Source organism: Dokdonella fugitiva, assembly GCF_014138265.1.
Classification (GTDB): domain Bacteria; phylum Pseudomonadota; class Gammaproteobacteria; order Xanthomonadales; family Rhodanobacteraceae; genus Dokdonella_A; species Dokdonella_A fugitiva_A.
The window spans coordinates 33,884-48,612 of the sequence record NZ_JACGXL010000009.1; the positions used below are offsets into that span (position 1 = coordinate 33,884).

Consider the following 14,729-nt stretch of genomic DNA (forward strand, 5'->3'; position numbering starts at 1 on the left):
AGATCATGAAAGGCGATTTCGCGCGCGTGACATTCGACCGCACCCGGCACTACAGCCAGGTGCTGCAGCAGCAGGGACGCGTGCTGCTCGAGGCGGACTGGAACGAGCAGGGCGCGCTCATGCTGCATGCGTTGCGCGCCCTCACGGTCGACCTCATGGGCCCGTGCTGGGCCGCCGGCGACGGCTTTCGCATCGACACCAGCGATCCGAAGAATCCGAACAAGACCGTACCGACACCGGCCTGGCGGCTGTCGCACGGGCGCTTCTACGTCGACGGCATCGCCTGCGAGAACGACCGGCCGTGCGCGCTCGCGGCGCAACCGTACGCGCCGACGCCCGACCACGATCCAGGCAGCGCGAAGTCCGGCTTCGAGCAACTCGACGCGCCGTACGCGCTCTGGCTCGACGTGTGGGAGCGTCACCTGAGCGCGGTCGAGGAGCCGGCGCTGCTCGACGGCGCGCTCGGCGGCATCGACACCGCCTCGCGCGCGCAGGTCGTGTGGCAGGTGCGCGCGTGGACCGAGGAGCGCGCGAAGGCATGGCTGCTCGACCTCGAGGCCGCGATCAAGGCGCGCGCGGACGCGGCCGATCCACAGTCGGCCGAGGCCGCGCAGCTCGGCAAGGTCGGCGCCGAGATCGACAAGCTCGTCAAGGGCGGGCTGCACGCGGCGTTCGGCAAGCTCGGCGGCAATCCGCCGACCGCATCGGACGACAGTTGCGCGCGCCTGCGCTGGTGCCTCGACGCGCGCGCGCGTTACGCGTGCCCGCAACTGCGTGCGCAGATCAAGCCGGCCGAGTCCGACGAGGATCCGTGCGTGATCGCCGCCGACGCGCGCTACCGCGGCTGCGAGAACCAGCTCTATCGCGTCGAGATCCATGCCGGCGGCGCCGCGGGCACGGCGACGTTCAAGTGGTCGCGCGAGAACGGTTCGGTGCTGTTCCCGATCGTCACGCAAGGCACGCCTGGCGAGGCGGCGGCGGACGGCAGCGCGTCGATGACGATCGAACTCGCGCACCTCGGTCGCGACGAACGCCTCGGCTTGCGCAACGACGATTGGGTCGAACTCGTCGACGACGACTACACGCTCGGCCAGCGCGCGTGGGCGCTGCTGCAGGTCACGGCGGTCGACGCGGTGCATCGCGCCGTCACCGTGCGCGTGCCGAAGAACGTGCAGCCCTACCTCGTGTCGGGCAGCCAGCATCCGTTCCTGCGCCGCTGGGACCAGCGCGAGGACCTCGGCGTGGCCGGCGCCGTCGACGTCGTCGAAGGCAAGGCGATCGACCTCGAGTGCGGCATCCAGGTCGCGTTCGAGACCGGCGGCTTCTACGCGACCGGTGACTACTGGGTGATTCCCGCGCGCGTTGCCGGCAACGGCTCGATCGACTGGCCGACCGACCCGGCCGCGCCGGACCCGGACCTGCCCGGCGTCGCACGTCGCGCGAGTGGCCTGCATCACGTCGCCGTGCTCGGCGGCGCGGATGCGGAAGGCCTGTGGCGCGAATGCTGCTGCCGTCACGTGCCGATCTGCCTCGAGCACGCGGTCGCGTTCGATCCCGTCGTCGATGCGGTCGCGTCGCCGGCGAAGCCGCCCACGAAGACCGCACCGGTGAAGAAGGCGCCGGTGAAGAAGGCGCCCGTGAAGAAGGCGCCGTCGAAGTCCCCGCACGGCCACGGCTAGCGACGCATGCACGCGCAGCGCACGGCGGCCGGCGAGACGAAGCGATCGGTGGATTCATCGCTCGCCTGCGCCGCTCGCGCGCGTGCGGCGTCGCACGCGCACGCGACGATCGCCTCGCCGTCGACGCGTGGATTCGATCTCAGCATCGTGCCCGCGTCGGTGTCGGTGCAACGCAAGCCCGCGTTGAGCGAACCCGGCGACGCACTCGAGCGCGAAGCCGACGTCGCCGCCGACCGCGTGATGCGCATGGCCGACGCGCCGGCGATGACGCCCGCATCCGCGCCGCCGCTGCAGCGCAAGTGCACCGCCTGCCAGGACGACGAGCGCAGGATCCACGCGCGCCGCGAGTCCGCCGCGCCGGCGTCCGCCGATGCGGACACCGCGACGGCCGCGCGCGTCGCGAGCCGCGGCGGCGCACCCTTGCCGGACGCGTTGCGCGGCTACTACGAACCGCGCTTCGGCCACGATTTCAGCCACGTGCGCGTGCACACGGACGCGGAAGCCGCGCATGCGGCGCGCGACGTCGGCGCGCAGGCCTACACGTTCGGCCATCACATCGTGTTCGGCGGCGGCCGCTACGCGCCTTCGAGCACGGCCGGGCGGCACCTGATCGCGCACGAACTCGCGCACGTCGTGCAGCAGGGTTCGCGCGGCGCGAGCCTGCAGCGCAAGCTGCTCGTCGACGAGAAGGCGTCGGACGACCCGAAGACCGCGTCGGCGACGATCGACGCGCTGATCGGCAAGCTCTGTCCCGACTTCGAGGTCGCCAAGGGCGGCCTCGTCACGCCGAAGAAGGGCAGCGATTGCGCGAGCTTCAAGTTCGGCGCGATCGCCAAGGGCAAGCAGAAGCTCGGCTGCTGCTGCCTGTGCACGCTGACCGCCGCGCCGGATACCTGGCGCGTGGTCGTGTCGATCAACGAAGCGCCGACCACCGATTCGGCCAAACGCGAAGTGCGCATGACGCCGACGTCGGGCGCGGCCGCGCCGGACCTGCGCTACTGGACCTCGGGACCGACCCAGACCGTGAAGGCGCAAGCGCCGGAGGAAGCGTTCGGCCACGAGCTGTGCGGACACGCGGCGCTCATGCAGATCAAGGCGCACCCGTCGAGCCTCGCCTCGACGCCCGATCGCGCATTCAGCGACGTGCACGATCCGACCGTGCGCGTGCAGGATGCGCTCGGCAAGGAAGTGGGTTTCCCCGGCGATCGCGGACTCGCCGGCGGCGGCTCGCATCGCGGCGAATCACTGCGCGTGTTCTCGATCGGTCCGTTCGGTGCCGACGCCGACGATCCGGCGCCGTTCGCGGCGCAGATCAAGGCCGCGGTGGATTTCATGAACGGCAACGCGAACCTGTTCGTCGACGCGGTCGGCTTGCGCGATGCCAAGGACAAGAAGCCGAGCGTGAGCGGATCGCGCGCGAGCAAGGTGCAGGCGGAACTCAAGACGGGCGTGAAGGCACTCACGACGAAGGTGAAGACGACGCCGAAGGGGCCGGAGGAAACACTCGACCGCGTGCAACCATCCACCGACGGCGGCAGCGGTGCGAGCCCGATCGTCGACCTGCGCATGGCGTTCAGGCCGGCCGGCCTGGTCAGTCCGGTCGGCAAGGCGCCGCCAGCGACGCCCGTGCACGTCGATCCCGAGTTCCCCGCCGTGGTGAAGGCGCTCAAGGCCGGCGGCAAGGGCACCAACGAATGCCACAAGCTGCTGTCCGACACGGCCTGGCCATGACGATGCACGCGCATGCGCACAAGCCGAACGCGCCGGTCGCATCCGCGTGCGTGCCGCCGCCGATCCAGCGCAAGCCGTCGATCAGCACGCCCGGCGACGCCTTCGAGCGCGAAGCCGATGCGGTCGCCGATCGCGTGCTGCGCATGGCCGATGCGCCCGTGTCAGGCGCGACGTCACCAACCGTGCAACGCACGTGCGCCGCCTGCGAGGACGACGCGCGCAAGCGCATGCAGCGTCGCGCGGCGGGCGGCGATGCCGCGCTCGACACGACGGCCGCCGCGCACGCCGCAGCGCACGGCGGCGAACCGCTCGCATCGGAGGTGCGTGCGTACTTCGAGCCGCGCTTCGGCCGCGACTTCAGCCGCGTGCGCGTGCACACCGACGACAGCGCGACGCGCGCGGTGCAGGCACGCGCGTACACCTACGGCAGCGACATCGTGTTCGGTCGCGGCGAGTACGCGCCGTCGACGCACGCGGGCCGGCACCTGCTCGCGCACGAGTTGACCCACGTCGTGCAGCAGGGTGCTGCGAGCTTGCACCCGCACGCACGTGCGGCACCGTCGATCGCGCGCGCGCCATCGGCCGTGCAGCGCCAGGCGGCGCAGGAGCCGCCGCTCGAGTCGGACGATGCGCTGCTCGCCTGCCTCGCGCTCGCGCCGTGGCCGTTGAAGGGCATGTGCTTCGACCTGGCGTCGAAGCCTCGTGCGAAGCCGAAGACGTTCGACGATCCGCGTTGTCGCGATCCGAAACCTCCCGCGCCGACGCCGGCGCCCGCACCGGGCGTGTCGCCGCCGCAGGGACTTCCGCCGCTGCCGTTCTTCCACGGTACCACCTGGGCGATCGCGCAGACGATTCCCGGCAACGTCAAGCCGCTCGGCGGCGGCGACTTCGGCCAGGGCTTCTACACCCATCACGACGCGGACATGGGCAAGGCGTCCGAACGCGCGCGCTGGGAAGGTTGCCGCCTGTGCCAGAAGCTGACGCCGAAGGTGCGCTATGCGGGCGTGATCCGCTTCGACGTCGAGGCCGATGCGTACAAGAAGCTGTTCAGCAGTCGCAAGACGTTCGGCCTCACCTCGACCAAGCAGGCCGACTACGCCGCGCGGCAGAAGGATTGGCTCGACTTCGTCAGCGGCACCGGGCGCGGGCGCGAGGCGAAGCCGGGCTACGACACCGCGCATATGGCGTGGCGCCACCCGCGCGTCGATCCGCCGCCGGACCAGGGCTTCGACCTCATCGAAGGGCCGATGTACAAGGGCGTCGAAGGCCTGCCGGGTTCGAGCGTGCCGGCGCGCTCCGCCTTCGATCCGTACGCCGAAGGCACGGCGTTGCCGCAGCAGGTCGTGTGGAACCACGATCGCGCGCTCGGCGTGCTCAACGCGGCGAAGACCACGCTCAAGCAGTACGACGCGCAGGACCACTGCAAGGAAGTCGATCCGCCGGTCGCGGTGAAGGCCGCGGCATCCGCCACCGAAGATCCGAAGGCGCGCGAGGAAGCGCGCATCGGCATGACCGGACACTGACATGCGCCTCGACGAGCTGACCCGGCGCCTCGACGCGATCGCCTGGCACGAGCAGGTCGAACACACGCTGGCCGAGCGCACCGCGCCGGCGGCCGTACCCGACCACGCGATGGTCGAGCGCGAGCTCGGCACGCTCGCCGGGGAGGTCGATCGCGCATTGCTCGACGCGCTCGAGGCCGAAGACGGCTACCTCATCTGGGCCCTGCGTCTCGCTGCGCACATCGATCCGGCGGCAGCGCGCGAACGAGCACGAGCCTATTGCGACAGCAGCAATGCGCGTGTGCGCTACTGGGCCCGTCGCATCGCGCGTGCGAACGAAGCGCTGGAGCCGTGAGCATGCACGCGAGCGCACGATCGAGCAGCGCCACAGCGGCCGCGGCGGAACCGGCCGCGCGCGATGCGGCGACGCGACCGCGCCTGCCCGGCGCGCCGACGACGGCGACCGCGCACGGGTTCGATCTTGCGCGCGTGCCCGCGCGCGCCGCGCCGATGCAGCGCAAGCCCGCGATCAGCACGCCCGGCGACGCCTTCGAGCGCGAAGCCGACGCGGTCGCCGACCGCGTGCTGCGCATGGCCGATCCGCAGGCGATCGGCGTGACGCCGCCGGCGGTGCAGCGGAAGTGCGCTGCCTGCGAGGACGACGAGAAGAAGAAGCTGCACGCCAAGCACGATGCGCCGACGGCCAACGATGCGACGCTCGATACCGATGTCGCCGCGCATGCGGCGCGGCACGGCGGTCGACCGCTGTCGCACGACCTGCGCGCGTACTTCGAACCGCGATTCGGCCATGACTTCAGCCAGGTGCGCGTGCACACCGACGGCGACGCGGCGCAGGCCGCGCGCGGCGTGCAGGCGCGCGCCTACACGCTCGGCCGCGACATCGTGTTCGGCGCGGGCCAGTACGCGCCGGCGACGAGTTCGGGCCGCCACCTGCTCGCGCACGAACTCACCCACGTCGTGCAGCAGGGCGGCACGCGCCGCGCGACCACGACTACCGCGGCCGGTACCGTGCAGCGCGCGCCGCCCGCGCCGAGTACCGCGGCCGGCAGCGACTTCGACATCGTCGGCAAGCCCGGCAGCGCGGCCGGGCACACGACGCGCATCCACTTCGACAAGAACAGCGACACGATCGACAGCGACGAGGACAAGAAGCTCGCGCCGTTCAAGAGCGACGAGGTCACGCTCAACGCGCACCAGAGCGAGGAGGAGGCGGCGGGCACCGCGGGCAAGCGCGCGACTGCGGCGAAGGCTGCGCTCGTCGCGCTCGGCCATCCGGCGGCGACCATCCACGTCACCGTGGTCGGCGTGACCGCGCAGCTCGACTACGCCAACGCGCGCATCGTCGAGATCGTGCCGAAAGGCAAGAAGGCGACGAAGAGCAAGTGCCCGGTGTCGCCGAAGCTGGCGGACATGGCGGTGTCGTGCAAGGGCGTCAAGCGCAGCGCGCCGTTCCGCGCCGCGGTGAAGGCCGCGCGCGACGCGATCGCCAAGTCGCGCGACAAGCTCAAGAAGGACGTCGCCAAGGGCACGCCGGACGCGGCCACGCTCGCCGTCGTCAAGACGCATTTCGCGAAGCCGTCCAACGCGGACAAGGTGCGCACCAAGCTCGGCGAGATCGACGCGTTCCTCAAGAACCTGCCCGCGATCACCGAATGCCACAACGAGTGCGACCCCGATTGCGCCAACCCCGCCTACTGGGACCCGAACCGCACGAAGATCGTGTTGTGCGCAGGCTTCGACGGTCGCGACCCGCAGGCGCAGGCCGGCCTCGTCATGCACGAGGCGACGCACGGCGTGCCGACGATCCAGAGCCAAGACCTCGGCTACGCGAGCGATCGCATCATCAACTTCCTCGACGAGACGCACGCGTTCAAGAACACCGACAGCTACACCACGCTCGTGCGCGACCTCACCTCGATCGGCAAGTTCGCCGACGACGTGCCCAAGGACACATTCAGCGGACTCGGCAAGCACAAGATCGGCGGCGTCGACGTCGACGACAAGGACACGATCGGCGAAGCCGCCGCACTCGCGGAGAAGTGGTGCATCTGGGCCTACCAGGACCTGCAGTTCCTCTACGGCGGCATCCAGGACGCGATCGCCGGTTCGAAGACGCTCAACGGGCCGAACCTCAAGGAAGTGCAGGGCTCGCTGCACACGCATTTCGGCCTCACCGACGCCGCGCTCAAGCCGACCTTCGCCGACCAGACCAAGGTCGCCGCGCTCGAGGATCACTTCGAGCGCTTCGGTATCAACACCTTCAACCAGCCGGTCGCGTTCGCCAAGGCGGCGCCGGCGAAGGACACGGCTTGGGGCACGTCGAAACCGGACGTGCCCGGCGGCAAGGCCGTCGTGCAGCCGAACGTCGACGTCGGCGACGACTTCTGGGCGAAGTCGTCGCCGCAGGCGCGCGCGCGCCTGCTCATCGAGGCGATGGTGCGCGCGAGCAAGGATGCGAGCGCGGCGAAGGCGAACGCGTACGCGCTGTTCGCGTTCGATCGCAGCAAGACGCCGGAGCGCCTCTGACCATGGGCACGCATCGCACGCCGACAGGAGACGCAGGATGAGCAGCGAAGCGCTGCTCGCGACGGTCGAGCTGCCGTTCGGTGGCGGCGACGGCACCTGCGCGGCGGCGTTCGACGGCCGGCTGCACTTGTTCGTCGTCGACGGCGCGCGCAGCACGCATGCGTCGATCGACGCTTCGGGTCGCGCGAGCGCGTACTCGCACGATGTCGCGTTCGCGGTCGTCGATGCCGCCGCGACCGGCGACGGTCTCGTGCTCGTCGGCGACGTCGACGACGGCCGCCTCGTCGTCGCCGCGCTCGATGCGGACGGCCGCGAGCGCTGGCGCCACGCGCTCGACGCCGCGTCGCCACTGCTGCACGCGCCGATCGTGCGCGCGTACGGCGATCGCGCAACGGTCGCGTGGGAGGAGGAGCGCGGTGACGCCAGCGTGCTCGCGTGGTGCGACGTCGACGCGGACGGTGCGACGCCGGTGCAGCGCATGCCGCTCGCCGATACGACGCTGCGGCTCGCCGCGACGGCGATCGACGACGGGCTCGTCGTCGCGCGCCTCGCCGGCATGCCGCCGCGCGCGACGCTCCTGCGCATCGTCGGCGGCGCGGTCGTCGCGCAGCGCGAGGTCAGCGACGCTTGCAACGGGCCGATCGCCTTGGCGCGCGACGGCGATGGCATCGCGCTCGCCGGATGCGATGACGCGCACCTCGTCGTCTCGCGCTTCGATGCGAAGCTCACGCCGCTCGGACCCGCGCGGACCGTGGCCGCAACGAAGATCGATCGCCTGGGCGCGTTCGACGGCGGCCACGCCGTGTTCGTCGGCACGCGCTGGCCCGCGAAGCCCGCCGTGCACGGCATCGTTCCCGCGGACGGGGCATCCGCGCGCGTCTTCATCGCGCAGCGCGCGTTCGAGTTGCCGCAACCCGTCGGCCGCGTCGAGGCCGGCGGATGGATCGGCGATCGCTTCGTGCTCGTGCACGGCGACGACATCCTCGCGGCCAGCGTCTTCGCGGGCTGAGGCCGCGCGCTCGTCCTGATTGCACTCCCGATGGCGTTCTCCGTAGCGTCGCACCCGCCTTCGCGCCGACGCGATGCGGTGCAGACCCAGCCATGGAGGTGCCTCGTGTTCACAGCCGTCGACAAGGCCCGTTCCCCGACGCCCGGCACGTCGTCGCCGGCGCGCGCGCACGACAGGCCCCCCGCTGCGGCTTCGGCATCCACCGCGCCCGGCTTCGACCTTGCGGCGGTCCCCGCACGCGCGCAACGCAAGCCCGCGGTCAGCCATCCCGCCGACGCAGCCGAGCGCGAAGCCGATGCGGTAGCCGATCGCATCATGCGCGACGCCGCACCCGAGCCGATCGCGCGCGCGGGCACCGGCGTGCAGCGCAAGTGCGCCGCGTGCGAAGACGAAGGCAAGCCCGCGATCCAGCGCAAGCCCGCGGCACACGCGCCCGCGGCTGCGCTCGATACGCCCGCGGCCGCTCGCACCGCGAGCAGCGGCGGCTCGCCGCTGTCGCCCGCCCTGCGCGCGTTCTACGAACCGCGCCTCGGCCACGATTTCAGCGACGTGCGCGTGCATGCCGACGGCGAAGCCGCGCTCGCGGCGCGCGGCGTCAACGCGCGCGCGTATACGTTCGGCAGCCACATCGTGTTCGGCGCGGGCCAGTTCGCGCCGGCGACCCCAGGCGGGCGGCGCCTGCTCGCGCACGAACTCACCCACGTCGTGCAGCAGGGCGGCGCGGCCGCCGCCGACGGCGTCATCGCGCGCGACGCCGAGGAAGCCGAACCGATGATCGAACTCGAGATCGACTCGTTGCCGCAGATGCCGAGTGCGGCCGAGCAGGAAGCGTTCAACCGCGAACGCGAAGCCGGCGTGATGCCGAACGCGCCGCCGGTCGCGTTCCACGACCGCGGCGCGCACACCAACTGGGCGGCCGCGTTCGACTACCGCGACAAGCAGATGCAGGCCTGGAGCCGCCTCGCCCGGCTCGAAGCCGACGTCATCGTCGTGCTCGAGTCCGGCGGCGATCCACCGGGCTTCATCACGACCGGGCCGACGCAACGCTCCGCGGATGCGGACTACAACGTGGTCGAGTACCGGCCACGCATCTTCCACGTGCTCGATGCGATCGAGTGGACGGTCGAGCACATCGACCGCGACGACGCCGCGAGCGCCTACCTGAAATTCGTGTTCGGCGATCTCGGGCGCAAGCCGAACCAGGGCACGCCGGTATCGTTCATCGGCTCCAATCCCGGCTACCTCGACATGCAAGGCCTCGACCCGGACGGCAGCAAGCGCATCGAAGCATTCAAGCGCGGCATCGAGAAACGCAACCGTCGCCTCGGCCGCAAGCCGAAGACCGCCGCCGATCCGAAGCCCCAGCCGAAGATCGCCGTCGACGCCGATTTCCAGGTCGACACCGACCAGCGCCGCAAGGGTCGCAACCCGTGCGAACCGCACCTCACGCTGCCGGAAGCCAAGCGACCGCACTACGGTCGTTACCGGTCCGACGTGCTCGGCTCGCGCCTCGCCGCGTACCCCACGGAGATCATCAACCGCCTGCGCACCACCGCCTACGAACGCGAGTCCGACCAGGTCAACAAATGGCTGAAGGCGATGGACCCCGACACCGGGCTCATGACGAAGAGCGTGTTCCAGCGCGGCATGGACATGCTCACGAAGGACGCGAAATGCGGCAAGGACAAGGACTGCATCGCCAGGCAGCGCAAGCGCGTGCTGAAGCCCGATTGGGCACCCGACGGTTCGAAGAAGCAGATGGACGTCGACCACATCATCGAGCTGCAACTCGGCGGCCTGCTCGGCAACGAGGCGCTCGACCAGTTCGACAACTACGAACTGCTCGACTCCAGCACCAACTCGTCGGTCGGCTCCACGCTCGACAAGGACCTGCAGAAGGAACGCGCGCGCCTCAAGAAGGAATGCCCCAAGTACGTCCCCAACTGGGACCACGTGATGATGGTGTTCTCCCTGCCGATCTTCGCGGGCGGCGGCAAGGCGCCCGGGCAGCGCTGGTCGCGCCAGCAGATCGCGGGGGGCGAGCATCTGGATGCCTACAGGAGACGGTGACAAGTCCGTCCGGTGTGCTCCGATGGATAGCGCCTGCCGGGCATCGTCCGCTTGTGCGCGACGCATGCCGATGTTGGCGTAGGATGGCCGTTCCTCGTCGATGAGTCGGCGCACGGCGCGATGAGCCAGCAGCCCGCCACCACCGGTCAAGTGATCCAGGCCATCGGCCTCGTCCTTGTGATGCTCGCCGCGCTCATTGCGGGGGTCGTCTATCCGGACAGCGCGATCGGAAGCTTGATCGCGACGTCCCATGGGATCTTCGCGATCATCGTAGTCGGCGTCCTGTTTTCGACCGCCGTCGCAGCAGCCTTCGAGCGGTGGAGCTCGCGGCGCGCGCCGCCTGCGCCGGGCCCTGAACGGAGCGAAACGTGAATGCATCGTCGTCCAGACTCATTCATGGGCTCGTGGTTTGCGCCCACCGACTCTTTCGTCCTTGATGGCAAGGCGTTGTCGGCGTGAGGTCGAGCGCCGCTTCCGCGCCACCGGCTCGCCGATACGGGGCTGCACTCGTGGTCCTTCCCGGTCTGGATGGATCGGCGGTCCCGTCGGACGCGTTCGTCGAGGTCGCGCGATCGAGGTTCGAATCCGTCGTCGCGATTTCATATCCGCCGGATCGAATCCTCGACTACGGCGAGCTTGAGGCGTTTGTTCGAGACCTCTTGCCGAACGAGCCCTACATCCTTCTCGGGCAGTCATTCTCCGGCCCCATTGCACTTGCGATCGCAGCGAGCCGCCCACCCGGTCTGATCGGCCTGGTTCTCTCGACGACGTTCTCCCGAAGTCCTTTGCCTTGGCTGTCGCCCCTCGCATCGCTTGCGCGTCTTGCGCCGGTTCGGATGCTGCCGCGGGCGCTGCTGTCGTGGTGGCTTCTTGGTCGTTGGGCTACGCCGCGACTGCAATCGGCGTTGCAACGTTCCCTTCGATCGGTCGAGCCTGCGGTGCTTCGCTCCAGGGCGGCGAACGCCCTGAGGGTCGATGCGTCATCGCGCCTGGGCGCGATCTCGATGCCGGTGCTGTATCTCCGGGCGAGCGGGGACCGATTGCTCTCCGCGGCTGCGGGCGCTCGCATCGTCGCATCGATCCCTCGAGCCGAAGGCGAGGAAATTTCCGGCCCTCACTTGCTGCTGCAAGCGGCGCCGGAGGCATGCGCCGAAGCCGTTTCCAGGTTCGCCTCCCGCCTCGCCATCGAGGAGAACGGAGCGTCGGAGGGAGTGGGGCTTGATCGCAGCGATCAAGGAACAAGCGACAATGACCGGTCGTGATCCAGCCTCAGCCCGCCGTGACCGCCCGGCGACGCCGCGACACCGGCTGCTCCTCCTCCGAACAGAGTCGAAGGAAATCGCGCACGGCGATTCCAACCCGCCGATCGATCTCCTTCGCCCGCGGCGCCTCGCGCGCGCGCAGCAGCAGGCTCACCATCAGGTCGCCCCAGAGCAGCGCGAGGTAGCACGCGGCCATCTCGCTGGCGTCGCCGGCGGCGAGCACGCCGGCGGCTTGGCCTTGCGCGACGAGGTCGCGCACAGCCTTGCGGACGAGCTGGCGCGCGGTCTCGAGCGTCGAAGCGACTTCGGGTGCGCGCTGCGATTCGGTGATCGCGAGGCGGAACACGGCCATCACGCCGGGGTCGCCGACTTCGCGCAGGATCGTCGCGCCGAGCGTCGACAGCATCGCCACGAATTCCTCGCGACTGCTCGGCGGCGGCAGCCGCGCGGGCAGCGGCACGCGTCCCGCGCGGTCGGCGATGCAGGCGGCGAGCATCGCCTGCTTGTTGTCGAACAGGGCGTAGAGCTCGCGCTTGGACACGCGCGCCCGCGTGGCGATCTTCAACGTGCTCGCCTCGGCGTAGCCGAGTTCCATGAACGTCTCCATTGCCGCGCGCAGGACGCGCTCGCGCGCGGAGGGCGGGTCGGGCACGACTTCCGTCGGCGTCTTCACGAAAACTTTCCTTGCGCTGGTACCGGGCGGTACCGTAGCATGATTCCGCTGGTACCGGTCGGTACCAGACCGGTTCGGATGCGCCCGGACAGGCTTGCAAGCCATGCGCATCCAGGGCGCCGTCGACTGCGGCAGCGCCACTCACGGGAGTCGACCATGTCCCCGGCCAACATCTTCAGTCTCCATCTCGTCCTGGGCTACGTCGCCTGGTTCCTCTGTTTTCGCACCTACCTCTGGCCATGGCTGCGGTCGATCGATCCCGTAGATGCACAACGCGTGATCGCGACCCTGCACAGCTTCCGCTTCTTCGGACTCGTGTTCATCGTTCCGGGTGTCGTCGGCATGGGCCTGCCGGCGCACTTCACGTCGTTCGCGGCGTACGGCGATCTCGCGACCGGCGTGCTGGCTCTTCTGGCGCTGCTCGCCTTCCGGGCGCGCGCGGTGTTCCTGCCGCTCGTCGTCGCCTTCAACGTCGTGGGCACGGTCGATCTCCTCGTCGACTACTTCCACGCAGTTCATGCCGATCTGCCCGCGGTCGCCGGTGAGCTCGGCGCGGCGTACGTCATTCCGATCCTCTACGTGCCGCTGCTCGCGATCACGCACGTCGCAGCCTTCGTGCTGCTCGTGCGACCGGCGACGCGCCCAGCGCAAACGCACGCGGGAGCCTGAAGCGGTACCGGGCTATGGACTTGCCACCGCGTGCATCCGAACATGGCGCCCGATCGAGGCGATCGTCGCCGGCACCGTGCAGCGCGTGGGCAACCTGTTCGAAATCGTCCTCACCCCACCGCCGAAGGGAAGCCGCCAGTCGGCGGAATCCATCTACGCGCAGTTGCGCGCGGCGATCCTCGACGGCCGGCTGGTCGCCGCGGCGAAGCTTCCGGTGGAGCGGCAGTCGGCGCTGTTCTTCGGCGTGTCGCGCAACACCGCTGCGCGCGCGTACGCGAAGCTCGCGCTCGAAGGCCTGGTCGAATCGCGGCGCGGTTCCGGCACGTACGTGTTGCCGAAGCGGAAGAGGCCGCCGCGCGAACGCGCGCCGTCACGGCGAACGCCCGATCCGCGCCTGAATCCGCTATGGTCGCGACCCGAGCTGTCGCGCGCACTCGACTTCTGGAACGACCGTCGGCGGACGCCTGCGCCGCGCGCGAGCGCATCGATCGACTTCCGCCCCGCGCTGGTCGATCCGCGCCTGTTCCCGTTCGACGTGTTCCGCCGCGTCAGCGCCGCGCAACTGCGGCGGATGGAATCGAAGCCGCCCGCGTTCAAGAGCCCGCAGGGCAACCAGGGTCACTATCCGCTGCGCGCAGCGATCGCGACGCACATCGGCGTGTCGCGCGCGGTCGCCTGCGAGCCCGACGATGTGCTCGTGACCGCCGGCGCGCAACAGGCGTTCGACCTGCTCGCGCGCGTGCTCGTGACGCCGGGCGAGACGACCGTCGCGATCGAGGATCCCGGCTACCCGCCGATGCGCGCGGCGTGGCTCGCCGCGGGCGCGAACATCGTGCCGATACCGGTGGACTCGCAAGGCCTCGTCGTCGACGCGTTGCCGGACGACGCGCGCATCGTCTGCGTCTGCCCGTCGCACCAGTTCCCGCTGGGCGTGTCGCTGTCCGCGCAGCGGCGCGCGGCGCTGCTCGCGTTCGCGCGCACGCGCGGCGCCGTCGTCGTCGAGGACGACTACGACGGCGAGTTCCGCCATGACGGCTCGCCGCTGCAGGCGCTGCATTCGGCCGCGACCGCCGACGACGTGTTCTACGTCGGCACCTTCTCCAAGTGCATGTTCCCCGCGCTGCGCCTCGGCTTCGTCGTCGCGCCCGCGTGGGCGATGCCCGCGCTGACCCTGGCGAAGAACGGCCTCGACTGGCATTGCCCGACGCTCACGCAGATGGCCGTGGCCCGCTTCATCGCCGAGGGGCACCTGACGCAGCACGTGCGCAAGCTGCGCGACGTGCATCGCCAGCGACGCGACCGCCTGCGCGAAATCCTCCGCGCGGACTTCGCGGACGAGCTGTCGCCGATCGCATCGCACTACGGCATGCACGTCGCGGCGTTCTCGACGCGGTCCGGCCCGCTGGAGCGGGTGACCGCGCACCTGCTCGAATCGAACGTGCACCTGCACGCGTTCGAGCGCTACTTCTTCGGCGCGCCCGCGTCCGAAGGCCTCGTGTTCGGCTACGGCGCGGTCGACCTCGACGGCATCGAGCAGGGCCTGCACGCGTTGCGTCGCGTGCTGCGCGCGCGCTAGCAACGCCCGCG

Annotated in this window: 12 protein-coding genes; 11 read left to right on the forward strand and 1 reads right to left on the reverse strand. The window is 70.3% G+C overall.

The window, feature by feature from the left end; translation table 11 throughout:
• Positions 1-5 precede the first annotated feature (5 nt).
• The 9 genes from FHW12_RS20810 (at position 6) to FHW12_RS20850 (ending at position 11,800) form a co-directional block, all read left to right on the forward strand.
• Positions 6-1,679, forward strand: a complete 1,674-nt coding sequence (locus FHW12_RS20810) for a DUF6519 domain-containing protein (RefSeq protein WP_182532999.1) — start codon at positions 6-8, stop codon at positions 1,677-1,679.
• Between the two features lie 48 nt (positions 1,680-1,727).
• Complete coding sequence (locus FHW12_RS20815; protein WP_310735316.1) at positions 1,728-3,410, forward strand: DUF4157 domain-containing protein; 1,683 nt, start codon at positions 1,728-1,730, stop codon at positions 3,408-3,410.
• On the forward strand, positions 3,407-4,933 hold the full coding sequence (locus tag FHW12_RS20820) for a DUF4157 domain-containing protein (protein ID WP_259393197.1): 1,527 nt from the start codon (positions 3,407-3,409) through the stop codon (positions 4,931-4,933). The genes FHW12_RS20815 and FHW12_RS20820 overlap by 4 nt, the downstream gene beginning before the upstream one ends.
• 1 nt (position 4,934) lies before the next feature.
• Positions 4,935-5,267, forward strand: a complete 333-nt coding sequence (locus tag FHW12_RS20825) for a hypothetical protein (RefSeq protein ID WP_182533000.1) — start codon at positions 4,935-4,937, stop codon at positions 5,265-5,267.
• Between the two features lie 2 nt (positions 5,268-5,269).
• Complete coding sequence (locus FHW12_RS20830; protein WP_182533001.1) at positions 5,270-7,459, forward strand: eCIS core domain-containing protein; 2,190 nt, start codon at positions 5,270-5,272, stop codon at positions 7,457-7,459.
• A 37-nt stretch (positions 7,460-7,496) separates the two neighbouring features.
• A complete protein-coding gene (locus FHW12_RS20835) occupies positions 7,497-8,468 on the forward strand; it encodes a hypothetical protein (RefSeq protein ID WP_182533002.1) in 972 nt (323 codons plus the stop codon).
• A gap of 105 nt (positions 8,469-8,573) precedes the next feature.
• A complete protein-coding gene (locus FHW12_RS20840) occupies positions 8,574-10,538 on the forward strand; it encodes a DUF4157 domain-containing protein (RefSeq protein ID WP_220484593.1) in 1,965 nt (654 codons plus the stop codon).
• A gap of 120 nt (positions 10,539-10,658) precedes the next feature.
• Positions 10,659-10,910: a hypothetical protein gene (locus FHW12_RS20845; protein WP_182533003.1), complete on the forward strand. Its 252-nt coding sequence runs from the start codon at positions 10,659-10,661 to the stop codon at positions 10,908-10,910.
• Between the two features lie 137 nt (positions 10,911-11,047).
• Positions 11,048-11,800, forward strand: a complete 753-nt coding sequence (locus FHW12_RS20850; RefSeq protein ID WP_182533004.1) for a serine aminopeptidase domain-containing protein — start codon at positions 11,048-11,050, stop codon at positions 11,798-11,800.
• Between the two features lie 7 nt (positions 11,801-11,807).
• On the opposite strand, the gene FHW12_RS20855 is transcribed toward FHW12_RS20850, so the two are convergent.
• Positions 11,808-12,473: a TetR/AcrR family transcriptional regulator gene (locus FHW12_RS20855; RefSeq protein WP_220484594.1), complete on the reverse strand. Its 666-nt coding sequence runs from the start codon at positions 12,471-12,473 to the stop codon at positions 11,808-11,810.
• 156 nt (positions 12,474-12,629) lie between these two features.
• On the opposite strand from FHW12_RS20855, the gene FHW12_RS20860 reads away from it, so the two are divergent.
• Together FHW12_RS20860 and FHW12_RS20865 are read left to right on the forward strand one after the other, a co-directional pair.
• A complete protein-coding gene (locus tag FHW12_RS20860; RefSeq protein ID WP_182533005.1) occupies positions 12,630-13,142 on the forward strand; it encodes a hypothetical protein in 513 nt (170 codons plus the stop codon).
• A gap of 85 nt (positions 13,143-13,227) precedes the next feature.
• Positions 13,228-14,718 carry a PLP-dependent aminotransferase family protein gene (locus tag FHW12_RS20865; RefSeq protein WP_182533006.1) on the forward strand — a complete coding sequence of 497 codons (1,491 nt, stop codon included), beginning with the start codon at positions 13,228-13,230 and terminating at the stop codon, positions 14,716-14,718.
• The last annotated feature ends 11 nt before the right edge of the window (positions 14,719-14,729 follow it).

Coding starts and splice junctions, on each gene's coding strand:
- FHW12_RS20810 (WP_182532999.1), top strand. CDS start 6: ATGAAAGGCGATTTCGCGCGCGTGACATTCGACCGCACCCGGCACTAC.
- FHW12_RS20820 (WP_259393197.1), top strand. CDS start 3,407: ATGACGATGCACGCGCATGCGCACAAGCCGAACGCGCCGGTCGCATCC.
- FHW12_RS20825 (WP_182533000.1), top strand. CDS start 4,935: ATGCGCCTCGACGAGCTGACCCGGCGCCTCGACGCGATCGCCTGGCAC.
- FHW12_RS20830 (WP_182533001.1), top strand. CDS start 5,270: ATGCACGCGAGCGCACGATCGAGCAGCGCCACAGCGGCCGCGGCGGAA.
- FHW12_RS20835 (WP_182533002.1), top strand. CDS start 7,497: ATGAGCAGCGAAGCGCTGCTCGCGACGGTCGAGCTGCCGTTCGGTGGC.
- FHW12_RS20845 (WP_182533003.1), top strand. CDS start 10,659: ATGAGCCAGCAGCCCGCCACCACCGGTCAAGTGATCCAGGCCATCGGC.
- FHW12_RS20860 (WP_182533005.1), top strand. CDS start 12,630: ATGTCCCCGGCCAACATCTTCAGTCTCCATCTCGTCCTGGGCTACGTC.